The organism is Humidesulfovibrio sp. (genome assembly GCF_031082295.1).
Classification (GTDB): domain Bacteria; phylum Desulfobacterota; class Desulfovibrionia; order Desulfovibrionales; family Desulfovibrionaceae; genus Humidesulfovibrio.
In genome coordinates this window covers 113,929-134,550 of sequence record NZ_JAVHLD010000007.1, presented here as the reverse complement: position 1 = coordinate 134,550, position 20,622 = coordinate 113,929, and the positions used below count along the sequence as shown (strand labels likewise).

At 68.7% G+C, this 20,622-nt stretch carries 17 protein-coding genes; 15 read left to right on the top strand and 2 right to left on the bottom strand.

The window, feature by feature from the left end; translation table 11 throughout:
- Positions 1 to 322: 322 nt before the first annotated feature.
- Entirely contained in the window at positions 323 to 1,210 is an 888-nt protein-coding gene (locus tag RDU24_RS06305) for a M15 family metallopeptidase (RefSeq protein WP_308734899.1), read from the bottom strand.
- Between the two features lie 192 nt (positions 1,211 to 1,402).
- Here RDU24_RS06305 and RDU24_RS06300 point away from each other — a divergent pair, with 192 nt between their 5' ends.
- Positions 1,403 to 4,123 (top strand): M16 family metallopeptidase, encoded by a 2,721-nt coding sequence (locus RDU24_RS06300; protein WP_308734898.1) that lies wholly within the window; start codon positions 1,403 to 1,405, stop codon positions 4,121 to 4,123.
- 108 nt (positions 4,124 to 4,231) lie between these two features.
- The gene (locus RDU24_RS06295; protein WP_308734897.1) at positions 4,232 to 4,564 is read left to right on the top strand and encodes a hypothetical protein; all 333 of its coding nucleotides are present in this window, start codon (positions 4,232 to 4,234) and stop codon (positions 4,562 to 4,564) included.
- A gap of 77 nt (positions 4,565 to 4,641) precedes the next feature.
- Here the strand turns inward: RDU24_RS06295 and RDU24_RS06290 are convergent, their stop codons facing one another.
- Entirely contained in the window at positions 4,642 to 5,142 is a 501-nt protein-coding gene (locus tag RDU24_RS06290) for a CBS domain-containing protein (protein ID WP_308734896.1), read from the bottom strand.
- A 153-nt stretch (positions 5,143 to 5,295) separates the two neighbouring features.
- On the opposite strand from RDU24_RS06290, the gene RDU24_RS06285 reads away from it, so the two are divergent.
- The 13 genes from RDU24_RS06285 (at position 5,296) to secA (ending at position 20,575) form a co-directional block, all read left to right on the top strand.
- A complete protein-coding gene (locus RDU24_RS06285; RefSeq protein WP_308734895.1) occupies positions 5,296 to 6,057 on the top strand; it encodes a DUF3108 domain-containing protein in 762 nt (253 codons plus the stop codon).
- A gap of 42 nt (positions 6,058 to 6,099) precedes the next feature.
- Positions 6,100 to 7,674 carry a 23S rRNA (uracil(1939)-C(5))-methyltransferase RlmD gene (rlmD, locus tag RDU24_RS06280; RefSeq protein ID WP_308734894.1) on the top strand — a complete coding sequence of 525 codons (1,575 nt, stop codon included), beginning with the start codon at positions 6,100 to 6,102 and terminating at the stop codon, positions 7,672 to 7,674.
- Positions 7,674 to 8,309: a type 1 glutamine amidotransferase family protein gene (locus RDU24_RS06275; protein WP_308734893.1), complete on the top strand. Its 636-nt coding sequence runs from the start codon at positions 7,674 to 7,676 to the stop codon at positions 8,307 to 8,309. Before rlmD ends, RDU24_RS06275 begins: the two co-directional genes overlap by 1 nt.
- Before the next feature lie 89 nt (positions 8,310 to 8,398).
- Positions 8,399 to 9,655 (top strand): HD domain-containing protein, encoded by a 1,257-nt coding sequence (locus RDU24_RS06270; protein WP_308734892.1) that lies wholly within the window; start codon positions 8,399 to 8,401, stop codon positions 9,653 to 9,655.
- Positions 9,652 to 10,542: a 16S rRNA (cytidine(1402)-2'-O)-methyltransferase gene (gene rsmI / locus RDU24_RS06265; protein ID WP_308734891.1), complete on the top strand. Its 891-nt coding sequence runs from the start codon at positions 9,652 to 9,654 to the stop codon at positions 10,540 to 10,542. Before RDU24_RS06270 ends, rsmI begins: the two co-directional genes overlap by 4 nt.
- Positions 10,517 to 11,590, top strand: a complete 1,074-nt coding sequence (bioB, locus tag RDU24_RS06260; protein WP_308734890.1) for a biotin synthase BioB — start codon at positions 10,517 to 10,519, stop codon at positions 11,588 to 11,590. The genes rsmI and bioB overlap by 26 nt, the downstream gene beginning before the upstream one ends.
- 1 nt (position 11,591) lies before the next feature.
- The gene (locus RDU24_RS06255) at positions 11,592 to 12,380 is read left to right on the top strand and encodes a PTS system mannose/fructose/sorbose family transporter subunit IID (protein ID WP_308734889.1); all 789 of its coding nucleotides are present in this window, start codon (positions 11,592 to 11,594) and stop codon (positions 12,378 to 12,380) included.
- A gap of 87 nt (positions 12,381 to 12,467) precedes the next feature.
- On the top strand, positions 12,468 to 12,728 hold the full coding sequence (locus RDU24_RS06250) for an HPr family phosphocarrier protein (RefSeq protein ID WP_308734888.1): 261 nt from the start codon (positions 12,468 to 12,470) through the stop codon (positions 12,726 to 12,728).
- Positions 12,728 to 14,512, top strand: a complete 1,785-nt coding sequence (gene ptsP, locus RDU24_RS06245; protein ID WP_308734887.1) for a phosphoenolpyruvate--protein phosphotransferase — start codon at positions 12,728 to 12,730, stop codon at positions 14,510 to 14,512. Before RDU24_RS06250 ends, ptsP begins: the two co-directional genes overlap by 1 nt.
- A 3-nt stretch (positions 14,513 to 14,515) precedes the next feature.
- Entirely contained in the window at positions 14,516 to 14,998 is a 483-nt protein-coding gene (gene smpB / locus RDU24_RS06240; RefSeq protein ID WP_308734886.1) for an SsrA-binding protein SmpB, read from the top strand.
- A gap of 39 nt (positions 14,999 to 15,037) precedes the next feature.
- Positions 15,038 to 16,435, top strand: coding sequence for an FAD-binding oxidoreductase (locus RDU24_RS06235; protein WP_308734885.1), 1,398 nt, complete (start codon positions 15,038 to 15,040; stop codon positions 16,433 to 16,435).
- Between the two features lie 15 nt (positions 16,436 to 16,450).
- Positions 16,451 to 17,761: a (Fe-S)-binding protein gene (locus tag RDU24_RS06230; protein WP_308734884.1), complete on the top strand. Its 1,311-nt coding sequence runs from the start codon at positions 16,451 to 16,453 to the stop codon at positions 17,759 to 17,761.
- A gap of 264 nt (positions 17,762 to 18,025) precedes the next feature.
- Positions 18,026 to 20,575 (top strand): preprotein translocase subunit SecA, encoded by a 2,550-nt coding sequence (secA, locus tag RDU24_RS06225; RefSeq protein WP_308734883.1) that lies wholly within the window; start codon positions 18,026 to 18,028, stop codon positions 20,573 to 20,575.
- The last annotated feature ends 47 nt before the right edge of the window (positions 20,576 to 20,622 follow it).

Genomic DNA, 20,622 nt, shown 5'->3' with positions numbered 1-20,622 from the left:
TTCAGGAGGAACCTGAAACAGCCCTTTCGGCTTTCGGGGGGGGCAGCCACGAGAGGGTGCCTTTATTCGGATCTTTCAGTTCGGTTTAATAAAAGTTTTGCCAGAAAATCAGCCTGCCGCCCGTCTCGTTCTGCCTTCCCTCCCAAGAAACGGGGCCAACCGTGCGCGGGGCTTTTCGAGGGTCCCCCCTCGAAAAACCCGCGCACATTGCCTTCGCCCAGCCCAGCCGACGCGCCCTGCCCTCGCCACCCTTGCCCCAAACCAGCTGGGGGGTCCGGGGGCCTCAGGCCACCGGCCGCCGGAGGCGTCTCCCAGCCCCGGCCTACCGGGCTTGTTGCGCCAGGGCGCGGGCTTTGAGGATGAGTTCCGGCCGGTATTCGAAGTGCATGAGGTCGAAGCTGGCCCATTTTCCGCCCCAGATGAAGCCTTCCGCCTCGAAGGCCGCGAGGATCTCCGGCGGGAAGGCCTTGCACTGGGCCGGGATGGTTTCGGGGTGTGGCTCCCAGCGCCAGTAGGGCAGCTTGGGGTTCACATCCAGGGCGATGCCGAAGGAGTGCATGCTGAGGCGCTTGGTTCCCGCGATGACCCGCCAGACTAGGGTTTCGCCCAGTGGCCTCAGGACGGGGAGGAATTCGGGGTGTTGCGGCAGCAGGGTCTCAATGCGTTTCCAGACTCGCTCGAGGGCCTGGGCCGCACCGAAGCGGGCGTTGGCGGGCAGCGTGTGCCCGTCAAAGCGCACGGGCACGCAGTTTTTCCGCACCTGGACCTCGCTGGCGCCGTAGAGGGCCGTGAAGAGCTCCTGCACGCGCGAGCGCCCGGGGTCGAAGCCTGGAGCGGGGTGGGCGCTTTGGTCGTCGACCGGGCCGAGCGGGTAGACCTGGGCCATCATGGTGCGGATGTCTGGCGAAGCGAGGTTTTGCTGGGCGTCGGCGGCGCGCCTGTCGCGGGCAGGCCCGGCCTCGGCGGGAGCGGCATCGGTACGCCCGTCGTCGTACATCAGGCGCTGTCCGGTGCTGAGCACGAGCTCGAGGCGTCCCTCGGCGTTGCGCTCCAGACCTTTAATGGCGCCGGGGTAGGCGGCCTGCAGCGCGGCCAGATCAATGGCTGCGTGGTCGGGCAAGGTGTTGGGCTCGCCGCTGCACAGTGAGGGCCGCGGCAACGCCGCCAGCAGCAGGAACGCGAGCAGAATGCCTGGGATGATTCGCCGCACAGGAGCCTCCTTCCGTCGCCGTGAGTCATGAATTCACAGATGACTAGACCCCGCGCGAGGCCAAGTCAACGTTCCGGCCCGACCTGCTCGCTGCCCCTTGCCCACCGCCTCTCTCGGGCTTATCTTGCCCTCTGCGTGTTTTTTCTATCCGTTCGCGCCCCCGGCCACCGCGCCACTGCCCAAGGAGTCTTCATGCGCCGCATCACGTCCCGCTCCGCCCTCTGGCTTGTTCCCCTGCTCGCGCTCTTCTGCGCCACGAACCTGCTGGCGGCAGGCAAGAAATCCGCCCCGCGCAAGGCCCGTCCCGCAGCGGTGGCGGCCGTCCTGCCCGCAAGCGCCACCCCTGCCGAGGACCTCGGCGCGGGCAACACCCTGGTGCGCCTGAAAAACGGCATGGGCGTGCTGGTGCGCGAGGACGACCGCTTCCCTCTGGTGAACATCCGCATCCTGGTGCACGCGGGCTCGGCCTACGAGACCCCGGCCCAGGCGGGCATCAGCCACGTGCTGGAGCACATGGTGTTCAAGGGCGCGGGAGACATGGCGGTGGGCGAGGTGGCCCGGCGCATCGAGGCCGCTGGCGGCAGCCTGAACGCGGGCACCGGCTTCGACCACACCACCTACTACGTCGAGGTGCCGGACCAGAGCTGGAAGCTCGGCCTGGCGACGGTGGTGGACATGACGCTCAGGCCCACGCTGGACCCCAAGGAGCTTGAGAGCGAGAAGGAGGTCGTGCTGGCGGAGCTGAAGCGCGGCCAGGACTCCCCGGACAGCATGCTCTTCCAGACCGTGCAGCGCATGCTCTGGAAGGACACGAGCTACGCGTGGCCCATCATCGGCTACACGGACACCGTGCGCGCCGTCACCACCCGGTCCATGCGCGACTACATCGCGCCGCTCTACCAGCCCCAGAACATGCTTTTGTGCGTGGTGGGCCGGGTCAAGGCCGCCGAGGTGCTGGCCGAGGCCGAGCGCCTGCTGGGCGGCCTGAGCAACACCGGCCAGATCGTTCCGCCCGTGCCCTTCCCCGCGCCCAAGGCCGACGGCCCGCACCTGGAGGTGGTGCGCGGCCCCTGGAACAAGGTCCACATGGCCCTGGCCTTCCCCGCGCCGGACTTCCTCTCGGCCAAGATGGCCGGGCTGGACGTGCTGGCCCAGGTGCTCGGCGGCGACTCCACCTCGCGCCTGTACCGCAAGTTCAAGTACGACCTGCGGCTGGTGGACTCCATCAGCGTGGGCAGCAGCAACATGGAGCGCTCCGGCGTGCTCATGGTGGCCGCGGAGCTCGACGCGGACAAGCTGCCGAAATTCTGGGACGCGCTCGTGGCCGAGCTGGCGTCCTTCGACCCGGCGGACATCTCCGACCAGGAGCTGGCGCGCGCCCGCACAAACATCGAGGCCGGGCTGTTCCTGACGCGTGAGACCATCGCCGGGCTGGCGGGCAAGATCAGCCACCAGTACGCCTTCGAGGGCGGCCCCCAGGGCGAGGCCAACTACCTGCTGGGCGTCGCCGGGGCGAACCGCGCCCAGCTCTCCGCCCTGTACCGCGAGTACTTCCGGCCCGAACGTTTGTCCGCCGCGATCCTGGCGCCCAAAGACGGGCTCATCGACCAGGCCAAACTTCTCCAGGCCCTGAAGGGCCGCTGGCCCGCCAAGGCCGGGGCGAGCGACGGCGCCGAGGCCGGCAGCGCCAAGGCCGTCCGCCAGCTGAAGCTGCCCGGCGGCGGCACCCTTGTGCTCCAGCCGGACCACACCCTGCCCTACACGGCGCTCTCGCTGGCCTGGCCCGGCGGCGACGGCCTGCTGAAGCCGAGCGAGCAGGGCCTGGCCACGCTCACGGCCTCCATGCTCGGGCGCGGCACCGCGAAGCTCAGCGCCAACCAGCTGGAGGACTTCCTGGCCGACCGCGCCGCCAGCCTGGGCGCGGGCGCGGGAACGGAGACCTTCAGCGTCAACGCCAAGTTCCCCAGCCGCTTCAGCGCCGACATGCTCGACCTGGTGCGCCAGACGCTGGTGAGCCCGGCCTTCGCCGAGAAGGAGCTGGCGCGCGCCCGCGAGGACCAGCTGAACGGCATCAAGCGCAGCGAGGACCAGCCCATCAGCCTGCTGTTCCGCAACCTGTCGGGCATCCTGTTCGCCTCCGCGCCGCAGAGCTACAAGCGCCTGGGTCTGGCCACGGACGTGGCGCGCATGACCGCCGCCCAGGCCAGGGACTTCTGGGCCAGGCAGTCGCGCGAGCCGTTCGTGCTCTCGGTCTGCGGCACCTTCGACGAGGCGGCCATCACGGCCTTTGCCCAGGCCCTGGAAAAAGACCTGCGCGTGGAGCCCAAGGCCTACGTCCCGGCCACCCCGGCCTGGAACCCCAAGACCAGTAAGACGCTCACGCTCAAGGGCCGCAAGCAGTCGCACCTGCTGGTGGTGTTCCCGGCGCCGGGGCGCGAGGACCTGGAGGCCAGCGCCCGGCTCTCGGTGCTGCGCGCGGCGCTGGCGGGCCAAAGCGGCCTGCTCTTCCGCGACCTGCGCGACCGCCAGGGACTCGGCTACACGGTGACGGCCTTCTTGTCCCAGGGCAAGCACGCCGGGTTCATGGCCTTCTACATCGCCACGGACCCGGACAAGGTGCCCCAGGCCATGGAGGGCTTCCGCAAGGCCGCCGAGGACATCGGCGCAAAGGCCCTGCCCGGGGCCGAGCTTGCCCGCGCCAAGAACATCCTGAGCGGCGAGTACTACCAGGACCGGCAGTCGCTGCTGGCGCGCAGCGGCGAGGCCGCCGGAGCGCTGGTGCAGGGCTACGAGCGCGACATGGAGCGCAAGCTGGTGGAGCGCGCCCAGCAGGTGAGGGCCGAGGACGTGCGCGCCACAGCCGGGGCCGTGCTGAAGTGGGACGGCGCCTTTGTGGTGCAGGTGGAGCCGTAGGCGCTTCCGGCCCCTTGATAACGGGGCCTTGGTTGGGCTAGAGGACTTGAAACCATAGGCGCGGACAGCGGGATCGGCCGCAGGGCGCAGAGTGACGGAGGAGGCTTCATGGCCATATTCAGCAGCGGCAAGGCCAAACCCGTGGAGGAAGAGCCCAAGAACGACCCGCGCCTGGGCCTCGCCAAGGACCACTACATGGCCGGGCGCTTCAAGATCGTGACGCTCGACTCCGTCCCCACGCGCGAGGTGCTGGGCACCTTCGGGCTCATCGTCTGCCGCAGCTACAACTTCGACAACGCGTTCTACGGCCTCATCGCCCAGGCGCTGGAGGTCAACGCAGACGCCATCCTGGGCTACCGGGAGACCGTGGCCTTCCACCCCGAGGGCGACAAGTACTACTCCTGCTACGGCACGGCCGTGCGCCTGAAGCCCATGAAGTAGTCGCCCCCGGCCTGCAACTAAAAACGCCCCGGAACCGCGCTGGCTCCGGGGCGTTGTTTTTCCGCTCGCGGCAGGGCCTAGAACGCGCCGCACATGTCCCGGGATATCTCGCCATAGACATCGGCCACCAGCACAACGCCGAGCACCTTGCCGTTCTCCTCCACCACGGCCCAGCCGCGCTTCTTGCGCAGGAACAGCTCCAGCACCACGGGCAGCGGGTCGCTGGGCTTGAGCATGGGCACGTCCGGCTCCATGTGGCGGTCAAGCGAGGTATGGGTGCACACGGCGCAGGCCCGGGCAAAGGTCTTGTCGAAGTCGCTCTCCCTGGCCACCTTGAGCTCGGGGTCGCGCAGTACGCATTCGTCCACGGACTGCAAAACCTTCCACACCGACACCGCGCCCTTGAGCTTGCGCGTCTCGCCGTCGCCGGATTTCGTCAGCACCAGCACCACGTTGTTCTCCGGGGTCAGCTTCTGGCTCTCGCGCAGGACGCGCACCACCTCGGCCAGGCTGGCCGACTCCTCCACCCAGGCGAACTCCTCGCGCATCATGTCCCAGGCGCGCTTGCGAAACAGCATAGGCTCTCCTCTCGGCAGGGTTTCTCCGCCAGCCTCGGCCTCACCATGAGGCGGCGCCAGGCGGGTGCGTCCCTTGTATCGCGTCCAGGCCACCAGATGCAAGGGTTGTGGGCGACCTTGACAAATGGCCGCCGGAGCCCCACTCTCCGGCGGATGAAACGCTTCGCGGCCCTCGCGCTCCTTCTTGTGCTGCTTGCGGCCCTCCCGGCCCGGGCCGAGTATCCTTTCACGGCCGGGGAAAAGCTCACCTACGACCTGTACTGGACCTTCATCCACGCGGGCTCGGCCACCCTGGAGACCCTGCCCGGCGCCGAGGCCGAGGGCCGCCCGGCCCTGCTTTTCCGCGCCCGGGCCAAAAGCACGCCCTTCATCGACAAGTTCTACAAGGTGCGCGACGAGATGCAGTCCTGGGTGGACCCGGGCGTCACGCGCTCGCTTTTGTACCAGAAGGACCAGTCCGAGGGCGACTACGTGCGCCACTACCTGATCCGCTTCAACCCCCAGGGCAACATGGCCTACCGCTACAGCAAGGGGGCGCTCAAGAACTTCGTGCGCACCGAGCCCGGCACCTTCGACCCCCTGGCCATGCTCTTCCTGTTCCGCACCAAGCCGCTGGAGGTGGGCTATGAGTTCGCCGCGCCCGTGACCGACGGCGACAAGGCCGTGGTGGGCAAGGCCCGCGTGCTCAAGCGCGAGACCATCACCACCAAGGCCGGCGAGTTCGACACCTTCCTGGTGGAGCCGGAGGTCAAGGAGATCGGCGGCGTGTTCCGCAAGAGCCCGGACGCCAAGCTCCAGGTCTGGATCACCACCGACGCACGGCGCATCCCGGTGCGCGTCAAGAGCAAGGTCGTGGTGGGCTCGTTCTACATGGACCTGACGGGCTACGAAGGCCCGGCCCAACCGCAGAAATAACCCATGCGGGGCGCATGCCCGCAGCAGAACATAGGACACCCCATGACTCGCAACACCTCGGGCCGCGGCGGCGGCAGCCACAAATCCGGCCGCCATTCGCACAGTTCCTCGGGCCGAACCCCGCGCCACGGGGCCACCCATCGCACGGGCCACCGCGCCTCCAGCGCCGCCGCCTCGCCCCTCAGCGGCAAGCTGGTGGACCTCGACATCGACGCCCTGGCCCTCGGCGGCGCGGGCGTGGGCCGCATGCCTGAGCGCATTGACGGCGTGGACGAGTTCACCGGCGCGGGCATGGCCGTGTTCGTGGCCGGAGCCCTGCCGGGTTCCCGCGTGCGCGCGCGCCTCACCCACGTCCACCGCCGCCACGCGGAGGCCGTGGTGGCCGAAACCCTCACCCCCTCGCCCGAGGCCGTGGAGCCCTTCTGCCCGCATTTCGGCCTGTGCGGCGGCTGCTCGCTGCAGCACCTCGCCCCGGAGAGCCAGCTGGCCTGGAAGCAGCGCCAGATCCTGGAGGCCCTCGCGCGCATCGGCAAGGTGGTGCCGGGCACGGTGCTGCCTCCGGTGGCCGCGCCGCACAGCCAGCGCTTCCGCAACAAGATGGAGTTCGCCTTCCAGGGCAAGGGCGACGCATTGCGCCTGGGCCTCTACGAGGCCAGCGCTTCCGGCCAGGCCACCGGCGTTGGACGTGTGTTCGACCTCGCCTCCTGCCCCATCTTCCCCGAGGTCGGGGAGCAGATCGTGCACGCCGTGCGCGAGGGCTGCAAGCAGGCCAGGCTCCTCGCCTACGACCGCGCCAGCCACGAGGGCTTCCTGCGGCACCTGGTGCTGCGCCACAGCGTCCACCAGGACGCGCTGCTGGCCCAGCTCATCACCTCCCCGGCCACCGAGGGCCAGGGCCGCGCGGTGCAGGCCCTGGGGCAGGAGCTGCTGGACCGCTTCCCCAAGCTCACGGGCTTTGTCCACTCGGAACGCGGCCGCTCCGACGGCCTCGCCCAGGCCGAGCGCACGCGCCTGACCCTGGGCGCGCCGGTGCTCATCGAGGCGCTGGAGGACGTGCGCTACTCCATCAGCGCGGACGCCTTCTTCCAGACCTGCACCAAGGGCGCCGAGGCCCTGTACGCCGCCCTGCGCGACCTGGCCGACCTCGCCCCCACGGACACGGTGTATGACCTCTACTGCGGCGGCGGCGGCATCTCGCTGTTCCTGGCCGGGTCCTGCGGGCGCGTGCTGGGGCTGGAGCAGAACCCCTCGGCCATCGCCGACGCCGAGGCCAACGCCAAGCTCGGCGGCATAGCCAACTGCCGCTTCCTGCGCGCCGACCTGTCGGGCCAGGAGCCCATCCCCCTGCGCCTGCCCGAAGGCTATGAGCAGCCTGCCGTGGCCGTGGTGGACCCCCCGCGCGAAGGCCTGGACTTCGGCCTGGTGCAGTGGCTGGTCCACACGCCCCTGCCCCGGCTGGTCTACGTGTCGTGCAACCCGGCCACCCTGGCCCGCGACGCCGGGCTGCTGGCGGAGGCCTACGAGCTGGCCGCGGTGCGCGCGGTGGACCTGTTCCCCCACACGGCCCACGCCGAGTGCCTGGCCCTGTTCATCCCCAAAGTCCTTGAGAGGCCGTGATGCCGGGGCGCACCGTCTACCTGTACGCCCTGGACACCATGGCCGACTGGGAGCCGGGGCTCGCCCTGGCCGAGCTGAACTCCGGCCGGTTCTTCCGCACAGGCGCGCCGAAGCTGGCCGTGAAGACCTGCGCCCTCTCCGCCGAGCCCGTCACGACCATGGGCGGGCTGCGCCTCCTGCCGGACGTGGCGGTGGACGAGATCAGGCCGGAGGACGCGGCGTTGCTGCTGCTGCCCGGCGGCGAGACATGGCTTGAGCCCCTGCACGCCCCGGCCATCGCCAAGGCCAGGGAGTTCTTGTCCGCCGGGGTGCCCGTGGCCGCCATCTGCGGCGCGACCATGGCCCTGGCCCAGGCTGGCATGCTGGACACCCGCCCGCACACCAGCAACGACCTCGGCTTCCTGAAGCAGATGTGCCCGGCCTACAAGGGCGAGCCCCTCTACCGGGCCGAGCCAGCAGTCAGCGCCGAAGGCCTCATCACCGCCAGCGGCGTGGCCCCGCTGGAGTTCGCGGCGCGGATCCTCACGGCGCTGGACGTGTTTTCAGAGCAGACCCTCGCGGCCTGGTACAACCTGCACAAGCACCAGGAGCCGCGGTTTTTTTTCGAGTTGATGCACTCGCTCGCGCCGCAGTGACCCCGGCCGGGCGGCCGTCCCCGCCCCCTTGCCGGGAGCCCTGAAAGCGCGATAGATGGAGGCATCACGAAAGTCCGAAGGAGGCCCAGATGTCCACGGTGATCCGCAAGAGCCTGCTCCAACTGGTTTTTTCCGGCGCGTTCATGAAGCGCTGGAACGACCGGCTCCGGCCCATGGAGCTCATGGAGGTGGACAAGCAGGCCCACAAGATGATCGTGGCCTGGATGCTCTTGTCCCGCGTCACCCGTGACATGCCCCTGGCGATGCGCCTGGACCTGGTGGACGAGACCATCGAGGGCGGGCTCTTCGACTACTTCTACCGCCTGGTCATCACCGACATCAAGCCGCCGGTATTCTACAAGATAAAGGCCAACCGCGAGGACTACCAGAAGCTCACCCGCTGGGTGCTGCCGCAGCTCAAGCCCCGGCTGGCCCCCCTGGGCGACGAGTTCTGGACCCGCATGACCGACGCCCTCATGGAGCCCGAGGAGAAGACCCTCGCCCGGCGCATCCTCATGGCCGCGCACCTCTACGCCTCCTACTCGGAGTTCCGGGTGCTGCGGCCCTTCAACGCCCACGACGAGGAGATGCCCGAGATCGAGGAGAGCTTCGTCTCGCGCCTGAAGGGGCTGACGGACATCCCCGGGGTGAGCGAGCTTTTGGCCGGCGACAACGAGTTCGCCCGGTTCGCCGCGCGCGCGGGCCAGCTCCGCTTCCAGAAGCGCTGGTCGCAGACCCCCCGCGTGCCCGAGACCACGGTGCTCGGCCACATGTTCCTGGTGGCGGCCTATTCCTGGTTCTTCAGCGTGGAGGCGAAAGCCTGTCGCGCCCGGCGCCAGAACAACTTCTTCACCGGCCTGTTCCACGACCTGCCGGAACTGCTCACCCGCGACATCATCTCGCCGGTGAAGTCCTCCGACGCCTCCATCGGCGAGCTCATCAAGCAGTACGAGAACCAGGAGCTGGAGAACCGCCTGCTGGCCCCCCTGCGCAACGGCGGCTGCGCCGACCTCTCCGAGCGGCTGAGCTACCTGCTGGGGCTGGCCGTGGGCTCGGAGTTCATCGCCACCGTGGTGGAGGACGGCGACGACGGCCCGCAGGTCCGCCACGTCACCGAGGGGGACCTGCGCGGCGGGATGAACCGCGACGAACTGGACCCCAAGGACGGCCCGCTGCTCAAGATGTGCGACCACCTCGCCGCCTTCATCGAGGCCGACACGGCGCTTCGGAACGGCATCAACAACGAGCAGCTGCACCAGGCCCGCTGGCGCATCCGGCATCTCTACGACAGCCGCCCCGAGGTCATGGGCATCCAGGTGGGCGCGCTGCTGGCGGACTTCGATTGAACCCGGACCACAGCCCCGCCTCCGCCCCGCTGGCCCCCGGCCTGTATGTGGTGGCCACGCCCATCGGCAACGACGCCGACCTCTCGCCCCGCGCCCGCGACGTGCTCACCAAAGCCGACGCCGTGCTGGCCGAGGACACCCGCCGCGCCGGGCTGTTCTTCCGGCGGCTCATGATCGAACGCGCGCGCCCCGGCTTCTTCAGCCTGCACGAGCACAACGAGATCGGCCGCGTGCCCCAGGTGCTGGAGATGCTCATGCAGGGCCAGGCCGTGGCCCTCATCAGCGACGCCGGGACCCCGGTGCTCTCCGACCCCGGCTTCCGGCTGGCGCGCGCCTGCCGCGAGGCGGGCTTCCGGGTCATCCCCGTGCCCGGCCCCTCGGCCCCGGCGGTGGCGCTCTCGGCCTGCGGCCTGCCGCCAGCGCCGTACACGTTCCTCGGCTTTCTGCCCCGGCAGAAGGGCCAGGCCAGGAAGCTTTTGGCCCGCCACGCCGCCACCGGCGCCACCCTGGTGTTTTTCGAGCGCAAGGACCGCCTCGCAGCCACGCTTTCCCTGGCGGCGGAGGTCCTGGGCGACCGCGAATTCGCCCTGTGCCGGGAATTGACCAAGATTTACGAGGAGTTTATCCTGGGGCGGCTGGGCAGGCTCGACGAGGCCAGGCTCGACGTGCTGGGCGAGATCACCGTGGTGATCGGGCCGGAGCCCGTGGGCGGCGGCGTGTTGACCGGAGACGGGGCCAGGGCCGAGGCGGAGACCAGCCTTGAGGCGGTCATGGCCGAGGAGAAGGCGCGCGGCGGCAAGCCCCGCGAAGTGGCCAGGCGCGTGGCGGAACGCGTGCCGGGCTTTAGCGTGAAGGATATTTATGAGCGCCTTGGGCACAACGGCTGAACTGGACCGGGCCATCGTTTTGGCCCTGGACGAGCGCCCCCTGGACGGGGCGGCGCTCAAGGCCGTGCTCGACGCCGCGAGAGCCGGGACGCTTTCGTCCGGCGCAGACGCTGACGTGAGCTTCGAGCGCCTGCTGGCGGGAGCGCGCGCCGTGCGCCGCCGCCACTTCGACAACAGCCTGCACCTCTGCGCCATCGTCAACGCCAAGAGCGGCGACTGCACCGAGGACTGCGCCTTCTGCGCCCAGTCCGGCAGCCACAACACCGCCAGCCCGCGCCACGCCTTCCTGGAGCCCCTGGAGATCGCCGCAGCAGCGGAAGCCGCCCGCGCTGCCGGGGCCTCGCGCTTCGGCATCGTGGCCAGCGGGCTCAGCCTGTCCGAGGCGGACTTCGAGCGCCTGCTGGAGGCCGTCCACCTGGTGAGCCAGGCCGGGCTCTACGCCGACGTCTCCGTGGGCCTGCTCACGCCCTCGCGGCTCATGCGGCTGAAGAACGCCGGGCTCTCGGGCGTGCACCACAACCTGGAGACGGCCAAGAGCTTCTTCCCGCAGATCTGCACCACCCACGACTACGAGGACGACGTGGAGGCCGTGCGCCTGGCGCTCAACACCGGCCTGTTCGTGTGCTGCGGCGGCATCTTCGGCCTGGGCGAGAGCTGGGAGCAGCGCGCCGAGCTGGGCCAGACGCTGCTTGAGCTTGGCGTGCAGAACGTGCCCGTGAATTTCCTGACGCCCATCCCTGGCACGCGCCTGGAACACCGCAGCGTGCTCTCCCGGCAGGAGGCCCTGGGCATCCTTGCCCTGCTGCGGCTCATGCTGCCCAAGGCCAACCTGCGCGTGTGCGGCGGGCGCAGCGCGGTGTTCGGCCCTGCGGGCCCGCAGCCAGAAGGCGGCGACGGCCAGCGCGCCCTGTTCAACTCCGGCGCCAGCGGATTCATGATCGGCGACTACCTGACGACCTCCGGCTCGCCTATCGAGGCCGACCTGGCCCTGGCGCGCGAGCTGGGACTCAGCCCTACGCCCACCCCGAATCCCGCAAGGGACCGCTGACATGCCGTCGCTGCAAGGCTTCTGGACCGAGCGCGGCAAGGCCTACCTGCGCTGCTTCCTGCGCACGTACCTCGTGGGCGCCTCCATGAACCCGCGCGGGCTCATGAGCGTGGGCATCCTCTACGCCATGCAGCCGGGACTGTGGATCATCCACAAGGAGCCCGCCGCGCGGGAGCAGGCCCTCAAGCGCTACGCCAAGCACTTCAGCTCCCACCCGTTTTGGGTGCCCTGCCTGGTGGGCATCTTCCTGGCCGTGGAGGCCGACATCGCGGGCCGCCGCCTGCCGCCGGAGGCCCTGGAAAAGGTCAAGAACACCACCAGCTACACCCTGTCGGCCATCGGCGACTCGGTTTTCGCGGGCAGCCTGCTCATCTTCTGGGCGCTTTCCACCACCTGCCTGCTGCTGGCTGGGCACCGCGCGCTGCCCCTCGGAATCGGCATTTTCTTTTTTCTTGGATTGCAGGTCTTTCGTGTGTACACTTTTCTTGGGGGCCTGCGCAGAGGCTTCAGCTTCCTGGGCGCCCTCAAAAGCTGGGACCTCATCAACTGGGGCAGGCGCGTCAAGTTCCTCAACGCCGCGCTGCTCCTGTATTTATGGGTGCAGCTGTTCCCGCCCAGGGACTTCGTCTCCTGGGCCTGGGGCATCGGCTCCCTTGGGCTGGCAGGGGTGCTTACCCTGAGGCCCGTTCTGCCCAGGTGGGTGTTGGCGGCAATCGTCCTGTGGGCGCTTTGCGCCATCCCCTGGCTCATGCAGCGCGCCACCGGCGGCATGCCCCTGGGCTTTCCCTAAGGCGCCACCGGCGCAACGAAACACGGTCGGATCATGTCGGAAACGAGTGCACATAAGGATTCAGGAAACGCTGCCGGAGAGCAGTGCGTGCGGCAGGTGCTGGTGACCAACCAGCTCGGCCTGCACGCCCGCCCCGCCAGCCAGATCGCGCGGGAGGCCCAGGCCTTCGCCGCCAAGATCATCATCGAGGGCCAGGGACAGAGCGTGGACGCCAAGAGCATCCTCGACATCCTGACGCTCTCCGCCGCCCAGGGCAGCACCCTTGAGATCCGCGCCAGCGGCTCGGACGCGGCCCAGGCCGTGGACCGCATCACGGAGCTGTTCGCCGCCAAGTTCGGGGAGAAGTAGTGGCAAGAGTCATCGTTCGCGGCATATCGGTGTCCACGGGCTTCGCCATCGGCAAGGCCGTGTTCGTCAACCGCAGGCACCGTTCCGAGCTGCCGCGCCAGACCATCCCGCCCTTCCTGGTGGCCGAGGAGGAAGACCGCCTGCGCGGCGCCTTCGCCGCCGTGGAAGCCGAACTCGCCGCCGCCCGCGACCGCATCCCCGCCGAGTTGAAGGAACACAAGCACATCCTCGACTCGCACCTGATGATCTTGAAGGACCCCAAGCTCGCCGGGGCCGCAGGCAAGCTGATCCGCGAGCTGCGCGTCAACGCCGAGTGGGCCCTTGAGAAGGCCGTGGCCGAGCTTGAGAAGGCCTTCGGCATCCTCGACGACCTCTACATCCGCGAGCGCCTGCAGGACGTGCGCGTCATGAGCGACCGCGTCATGGCGCGGCTGCTGGGCACCGTGCCCGAGCTTCTGGCCGTGGAGGGCCGGGTCATCATCATGGCCCACGACCTGACCCCGGCGGACACCGTGGCGCTCGAGGTCTCCAAGATCATGGGCTTTGCCACGGCCCAGGGCGGCAAGACCTCGCACACGGGCATCATGGCCCGCACCCTGGGCATCCCGGCCCTGGTTGGCGCCTCCGACCTGGAGGACGCGGTGGGCGACGGCGACCTCGTCATCATCGACGGCGTGGGCGGCCGCATCCTGGTGGACCCGGACGAGGACGAACTGGCCGAGTTCAACGAACTGGCCAGCCAGTTCGAGGACTACCAGCGCCGCATCTACCGGGGCTGCCAGCTTCCGGCGGAGACCATCGACGGCTACCGCGTGCAGGTGCTGGCCAACATCGAGCTCATCGAGGAAGTGGCGGCGGTGCTGGACAACGGCGGCGAGGGCATCGGCCTGTACCGCACGGAATACAGCTACCTGAACCGCACCGAGCTGCCCAGCGAGGACGAGCTGGCCGACAAGTATTCCGACCTCGCGGCCATCATGAGCCCGCGCAAGGTCATCTTCCGCACGCTGGACCTCGGCGCGGACAAGACCATCGCCAGCTTCGGCGCGCTGGAGGAGGCCAACCCGGCCATGGGCCTGCGCGCCATCCGCTTCTGCATGCAGCACCCGGAGCTGTTCAAGACGCAGCTCAAGGCCATCGCCCGCGCGTCCGCCTACGGCAACGTGTCCATCATGTTCCCCATGATCTCCGGCCTGCGCGAGGTGCGCCGGGCCAAGGCCAAGCTGCGCGAGGCCCAGGAAGAGCTGCGCACCGAGGGCAAGCGCTTCAACCAGGACATGCCCATCGGCATCATGATCGAGCTGCCCGCCGCGGTGATGATCGCTAACCTCCTGGCGGAGGAAGTCGACTTCTTCAGCATCGGCACCAACGACCTCATCCAGTACAGCGTGGGCATCGACCGCACCAACCCGCACGTCTCCTACCTGTACCAGCCGCTGCACCCGGCCATCCTGCGCAGCATCAAGCACGTGGTGGACGCCGCCCACCAGGCCGGCATCGAGGCCAGCCTCTGCGGCGAAGTGGCGAGCGACCCCTTCTGCGTCCCCATCCTCATGGGCATGCAGATCGACTGCATCAGCCTGTCGCCCCAGGCCATTCCCGGCATCAAGCGCATCATCCGTCAGGCCCGCATGAGCGAGTGCAAGGCGCTCCTGCGCGAGGTGCTGGCCTGCCGCACCGTGGGCAAGATCAACCGCCTCGTGCGCGACACAATCTTCAACAAGTACCCGGAAGAGCTCACATTCTTTGCCTCGCTCCTGGACAACGACGATCTCGGGGGCTAGCACATGACCGGAAATCCCAATCGCCACGCGGGCGAGAAGCTCATCGCCACCAACAAGCAGGCGCGCAGGCTCTATGAGTTCATCGAGGTGCTGGAAGCGGGCCTCGTGCTCATGGGCTCGGAACTGAAAAGCCTGCGCGAGGGCCGCGTGAACTTCATGGACGGCTACGTGCGCTTCGCAAACGGCGAGGCCTGGCTCACGGGGGTGCACATCGCGCCGTATGCCAACGCGGGCATGGACCCGCACGAGCCCACCCGCGAGCGCAAGCTGCTGTTGCACAACCGCGAGATCGCCAAGCTCCAGGCCTCGGCCTCGCAGAAGGGGCTGACCGTCATCCCGGTGCGGCTGTACTTCAAGAACGGCCGCGTGAAGCTCGAAATCGCGCTGGGCAAGGGCAAGAACGTGCACGACCGCCGCGACGACATCAAGGAACGCGACCTGAACCGCGACACCGCGCGCCAATTGGCCGACTACAAGCGCGGCTAGCAACCGCCCCCACCCGGCGGCCACATCCCCGGATCCGACATGACCGCACTCGCCACTGCCCTCACCCCCAGCCACCTGCGCCTCCTGGAAGCGCTGTTCCCCGGCGACGGCCTTGTGACCAGGCCCGAGGAGATGGCCGTGTTCGGCGCGGACTCCAGCCGCCGTTCGGCCCTGCCCTGGGCCGTGGTGCGGCCGAGGAGCGAAGAGCAGATCGTGGAGCTGCTGCGCTGGGCCGAGGCCGAAAAGATGCCCCTCGTTCCCCGCCTGCGCGGCACGGGCATGAGCGGCGGCGCGGTGCCAGCCTTTGGCGGCGTGGTCGTGTCCACCCTGTGGCTGAACCGCGTCATCGACATCGACGCCAGCGACTTCTGCGCCGAGGTGGAGCCCGGCGTGGTCACGGCGGAGTTCCAGGCGCTGACGCAAAAGCAGAAGCTCTTCTACCCGCCGGACCCGGCCAGCCTCAAGATTTCCACCCTGGGCGGCAACGTGTCCACCTGCGCGGGCGGCATGCGCGCCGTGAAATACGGCGTCACGCGGGACTACGTGCTCGGCGTGCGCGCGGTGCTGCCGGGCGGGAAGATCTGCGACGCCGGGGGCCGCACCCACAAGAACGTGGTCGGGCTCGACCTGACGCGCCTGTTCGTGGGCTCCTGCGGGACGCTGGGGATTTTCACCAAGCTGACGCTGAAGCTTCTGCCCCTGCCGGAGTCCTCGGCCACGGTGCTTGCCGCCTTCGGCTCGCTCAGGGGGGCTCTCGAAGGGGCTCATAACGTATTTCGCGCGGGCATCCTGCCCACGGCCCTGGAGTTCATGGACGCCGTGGCCTGCCGGGGCATCGCGCAGATCAGGGACGTGCCCTGGCCCAAGGACACGACCCAGGCGGTGCTGCTGCTCAAGATCGACGGTTCGGCCAGCGCCCTGCCAGGCGACCTGGACCGGCTCACGCGCGCGCTCTCCCAGGCCAACCCCCTGTGCCTGCTGAAGGGCCTCGGCCCCGGCGAGGAGGAGCCGCTGTGGGAGATCCGCCGGCTGGTGAGCCCCGCTGCCTTCCAGCTCGGGCCGGACAAGCTGGGCGAGGACGTGGCCGTGCCGCGCGGCAAGACCGTGGAGGCCGTGGAGGGCTTCCAGGCCATCGGCGCGGAGAACGACGTGCACGTGGCCTGCTACGGGCACCTGGGCGACGGCAACATCCACGTCAACATCATCTACGACGCGGGCGACGACGGCCAGCGGGCGCGGGCCAAGGCCTGCAAGGAGGCCGTGTTCCGGCTCACCCTGTCCCTGGGCGGCACCATCTCCGGCGAGCACGGCACGGGCATCACCAAGGGTCCGTACGTGTCCTGGCAGCTCTCGGAGACCGAGCGCAGCCTCATGGCGGGCATCAAGCAGGTCTTCGACCCCTCGGGCATCCTGAATCCGGGCAAGGGCTGGGTTTAGGCCCTGGTGCTCCGCATGAAAGTCAACGACAAGTTCGGCGACACTTCCGACGACAAGTTCAACGACAAGTCAGACGGCATCTTCAACGACAAGTCCGGCGCCAAGACGGAGCGCGACTGCGTCCTGTGCGGCTGCTGCCTGGAGCAGTGCCCGCTGTTCGCGGCGACGGGCCGCGAGGAGCTGTCCCCGCGCGCCAAGGCCCTGCTCGCCGGGCCGTCGAAGTTCGCCGCCGCAACGCTGGACGAAGCCGCCGTGGCCGAGCTGGCGGGCCTGTGCCTGGCCTGCGGCAAATGCGAAAAGCTTTGTCCCCAGGGCGTCAGCGTGCCCCGGCTCATCGCCCGCCTGCGAGCGGAGCACCCGGACTTCCGCCAGTGGCTGTGGAAGCAGTGGATCACCCGGCTTAAGCCGTTCTGGTCGCTGGCGGCCAAGGGCGCGGCGCTCATGCCCGAGTCGATGACCAGCGCCCTCGCCCCGGCGGGTCTCGGCCTGGCGCTGAAGGGCCTGCGCGGGCTTCGGCCAGGCCTTGGGCTGCGCCCCTGGCTGGCTATCACGAAATTTCCGGCCGAAGCGTACCGCCAAAAGCACGCCGACCGACCTGTGGTCCTGTTCGACGGCTGCGTTGGCTCCGGCCCCCGGAAGGTCTGGGCCGACACGGCGCGGCGGCTGCTCCGCGGCCTGGGCGCGAACCTCGCCGAGGCAGGGTTCTCCTGCTGCGGGTCGACCCTGGGCGTGGCCGGGCTGCCCGGCGACCAGCTCGCGGCGCGGCGCGCCAATGTGGCAGCCTGGAGAAAGGCCGGGCGGCCGCTGGTGGTCACCTACTGCGCCACCTGCCGCAAGGGCCTGGCCGAGTATGTCGGACCGGAAGGGGGCGCGGGCCTGTTCGCCGATGCCGAGGAGGAGGCCGCCTGGACCGCCAGCGTGACCCCGCTCTCGGCCCTGCTGGCCGGGGCCCAGGCCAAGGCCGGGCGCGGCGCTCCGGCCATCGTGGGCTGGCATAAGCCCTGCCATGCCGACCTGGGAGTTGGCCCCGCCGATTCCGACTTCAAGCTCATGGGCGCCCTGCTGGGCGCGCGGCTGCGCACCCCGGCCAAGGCGGGCTGCTGCGGCTTCGGCGGCATCATGCAGCTGGGCGCGCCGGAGCTCTCGGCCCGGGTGGGCGCGGCCTGCTGGGACGGGCTCGACGGCGCGCTGGGCTTCTCCGCCGCGCCGGAGGTCACGCCCGCGTATGTGCTCACCGACTGCTCCGGCTGCGTCATGCAGCTCTGCGCCACCGCGCCGCAGGGGGCGCGCGTCGGGCACTGGCTGGAGGTCATCGCGGCGAAATGAGCCCGCCGCAAGGATTTCTGCGCCAAGGCGGGTTGACGAACGCCCAGCGCGCGTTATCTCCCCCAAGGGGATTTGACGCGGCCACGGAAATGTCCGAGAACACCGCAGCGCGCGCCAAGGCCGTAAGGGCCGAAACCGCGCCGGGACGGTCAGAACCCGCCGGGACGCCGGGCCGCAGGGAGCCATGCTCCGAAGCCCGCCCCGACATGTCGAAATACCGCTGGCCGGGTCTTTGATCCCAGGCCGCTTGAGGAGCCTCAGCCCATGTTCAACGCCATCATCAAAAAGATCGTCGGATCGAGCAACGACCGCTACCTGAAGAAGCTGCACCCCATGGTGGAGCAGATCGGCAGGCTTGAGCCGCAGATGCAGGCCCTGCGGGACGAGGACTTCCCGGCCAAGATCGCCGCCTGGAAAGAGGAAGTGGCCCAGGGCCGCAGCCTGGACGAACTGCTTCCCGAGTGCTTCGCCCTTGTGCGGGAGGCCGGCGTGCGCTCGCTCGGCATGCGCCACTACGACATGCAGCTTGTGGGCGCCATGGTGCTGCACCAGGGCCGCATCGCGGAGATGAAGACCGGCGAGGGCAAGACCCTCGTGGCCACCCTGGCCGTGGTGCTGAACGCGCTGTCCGGCAAGGGCGTGCACCTTGTCACCGTCAACGACTATCTGGCCCGGCGCGACGCGGCCTGGATGGGCAAGCTCTACAATTTCCTGGGCCTCTCCGTCGGGGTCATCGTGCACGGCCTCTCCGACGAGGAGCGGCAGGTCAGCTACGGCGCCGACATCACCTACGGCACCAACAACGAATTCGGCTTCGACTACCTGCGCGACAACATGAAGTTCTACAAGGAGTCGCTGGTCCAGCGCCCGCTCAACTTCGCCATCGTCGACGAAGTCGACTCCATCCTCATCGACGAGGCGCGCACCCCGCTCATCATCAGCGGCGCTTCCGAAGAGTCGACCCAGCTCTACCGCAAGGTCGACGCCATCATCCCGCACCTGGTGCGCGGAGAGAAGGCCAAGGAGGAAGGCGCGGAGCCCACAGGCGACTTCGAGGTGGACGAGAAGGCCAGAAGCATCGCCATGACCGAGCAGGGCGTCAGCAAATGCGAGAAGCTTTTGGGCATCGACAACCTCTACGACCCGGCCAACGTGACCTTCCAGCACCACGTGCTCCAGGCGCTCAAGGCCCACCACCTCTACCGCCTCGACGTCGAGTACATCATCAAGGACGGCCAGGTGGTCATCGTCGACGAGTTCACGGGCCGCCTCATGCCCGGGCGCCGCTTCTCCGACGGCCTGCACCAGGCGCTGGAGGCCAAGGAGAACGTCAAGGTCGAGGCCGAGAACCAGACGCTCGCCAGCATCACCTTCCAGAACTACTTCCGCATGTACGAGAAGCTTTCCGGCATGACCGGCACCGCCGACACCGAGGCCGTGGAGTTCAAGCAGATCTACGACCTGGACGTCTCGGTCATCCCCACGCACCGGCCCATGGTGCGCATCGACCACCCGGACATGATCTTCAAGACCCAGCGCGAGAAGTACGCCGCCATCGTGGAGGACATCATCGACTGCCACAAGCGCGGCCAGCCCGTGCTCGTGGGCACCGTCTCCATCGAGAAGAGCGAGCTCGTCTCCGAGATGCTGAAGAAGCGCGGCATCCCCCACAACGTCCTGAACGCCAAGCAGCATGAGCTGGAGGCCCAGATCGTGGCCGAGGCCGGGCACAAGGGACGCGTCACCATCGCCACCAACATGGCCGGACGAGGCACCGACATCGTGCTCGGCGAGGGCGTCAAGGAGCTGGGCGGCCTGCACATCCTGGGCACGGAACGCCACGAGTCCCGGCGCATCGACAACCAGCTGCGCGGCCGCGCCGGCCGCCAGGGCGACCCCGGCACCTCGCGCTTCTACCTGGCGCTGGACGACGACCTCATGCGCCTGTTCGGCAGCGACCGCATCGCCGGGCTCATGAACACCCTGGGCATGCAGGAGGGCGAGGCCATCGAGAACCGCATGGTCAGCCGCGCCATCGAGGGTTCGCAGAAGCGCGTGGAAGGCCACAACTTCGAGATCAGAAAGCAGCTTTTGGACTACGACAACGTCATGAACCAGCAGCGCGAGGTCATCTACGCCCGCCGCCGCGAGATCATGTACGCCGAGACCCTGGACGACATCGTGGACGAGTACGTCGACGAGCTCCTGACCGACATCTACTCCCCCGTGGCCGACGCCAAGGGCCACGAACTGGACGAGGAGACCGAGGGCATCATCGCCTCGCGCCTGGACGAGGTCTTCGACCTCTCGCGCTTCCCCGGCTTCGCGGGCGCCCTGCCCTCGCGCGAGCAGTCCGAGGAATGGATCAAGGAGATCCTGGCGACCCTGCAGGCCGCCGCGCCCGAGAACTACCAGGAAATCCTGCGCTACTTCATCCTGGAGACGCTTGACCGCAACTGGAAGGACCACCTGCTCTCCATGGACCACCTGCGCGACGGCATCGGCCTGCGCGGCTACGGCCAGAAGGACCCCAAGCAGGAGTACAAGCGCGAGGGCTTTGAGCTGTTCAGGGCCATGCTCTACACCATCGCCGAGAAGTCCATGAGCCTCATCCTGCGCCTGCGCATCGAGAAAGAGGTCAAGGAGGAGGAATTCCAGCACAAGGAGACCGCCTCCGAACTGGAGTACCAGGGCGCAGGCACCGAGGCCGAACCCAAGAAGCAGAAGCCGGTCAAACGCGCCGCAAAGGTGGGCCGCAACGACCCCTGCACCTGCGGCTCGGGCAAAAAATACAAGGCCTGCTGTGGCCGCTAGCCCACCATAACGTCCAACAAGTATCGCCAGCGGTCTTGCCGCAAAGG

What these genes read in the sequence shown, in the direction of transcription:
- RDU24_RS06300 (WP_308734898.1), top strand. Translation starts at nt 1,403, where the DNA reads ATGCGCCGCATCACGTCCCGCTCCGCCCTCTGGCTTGTTCCCCTGCTC.
- RDU24_RS06295 (WP_308734897.1), top strand. Translation starts at nt 4,232, where the DNA reads ATGGCCATATTCAGCAGCGGCAAGGCCAAACCCGTGGAGGAAGAGCCC.
- RDU24_RS06290 (WP_308734896.1), bottom strand. Translation starts at nt 5,142, where the DNA reads ATGCTGTTTCGCAAGCGCGCCTGGGACATGATGCGCGAGGAGTTCGCC.
- RDU24_RS06285 (WP_308734895.1), top strand. Translation starts at nt 5,296, where the DNA reads ATGAAACGCTTCGCGGCCCTCGCGCTCCTTCTTGTGCTGCTTGCGGCC.
- rlmD (WP_308734894.1), top strand. Translation starts at nt 6,100, where the DNA reads ATGACTCGCAACACCTCGGGCCGCGGCGGCGGCAGCCACAAATCCGGC.
- RDU24_RS06275 (WP_308734893.1), top strand. Translation starts at nt 7,674, where the DNA reads ATGCCGGGGCGCACCGTCTACCTGTACGCCCTGGACACCATGGCCGAC.
- RDU24_RS06270 (WP_308734892.1), top strand. Translation starts at nt 8,399, where the DNA reads ATGTCCACGGTGATCCGCAAGAGCCTGCTCCAACTGGTTTTTTCCGGC.
- bioB (WP_308734890.1), top strand. Translation starts at nt 10,517, where the DNA reads ATGAGCGCCTTGGGCACAACGGCTGAACTGGACCGGGCCATCGTTTTG.
- RDU24_RS06255 (WP_308734889.1), top strand. Translation starts at nt 11,592, where the DNA reads ATGCCGTCGCTGCAAGGCTTCTGGACCGAGCGCGGCAAGGCCTACCTG.
- smpB (WP_308734886.1), top strand. Translation starts at nt 14,516, where the DNA reads ATGACCGGAAATCCCAATCGCCACGCGGGCGAGAAGCTCATCGCCACC.
- RDU24_RS06235 (WP_308734885.1), top strand. Translation starts at nt 15,038, where the DNA reads ATGACCGCACTCGCCACTGCCCTCACCCCCAGCCACCTGCGCCTCCTG.
- RDU24_RS06230 (WP_308734884.1), top strand. Translation starts at nt 16,451, where the DNA reads ATGAAAGTCAACGACAAGTTCGGCGACACTTCCGACGACAAGTTCAAC.
- secA (WP_308734883.1), top strand. Translation starts at nt 18,026, where the DNA reads ATGTTCAACGCCATCATCAAAAAGATCGTCGGATCGAGCAACGACCGC.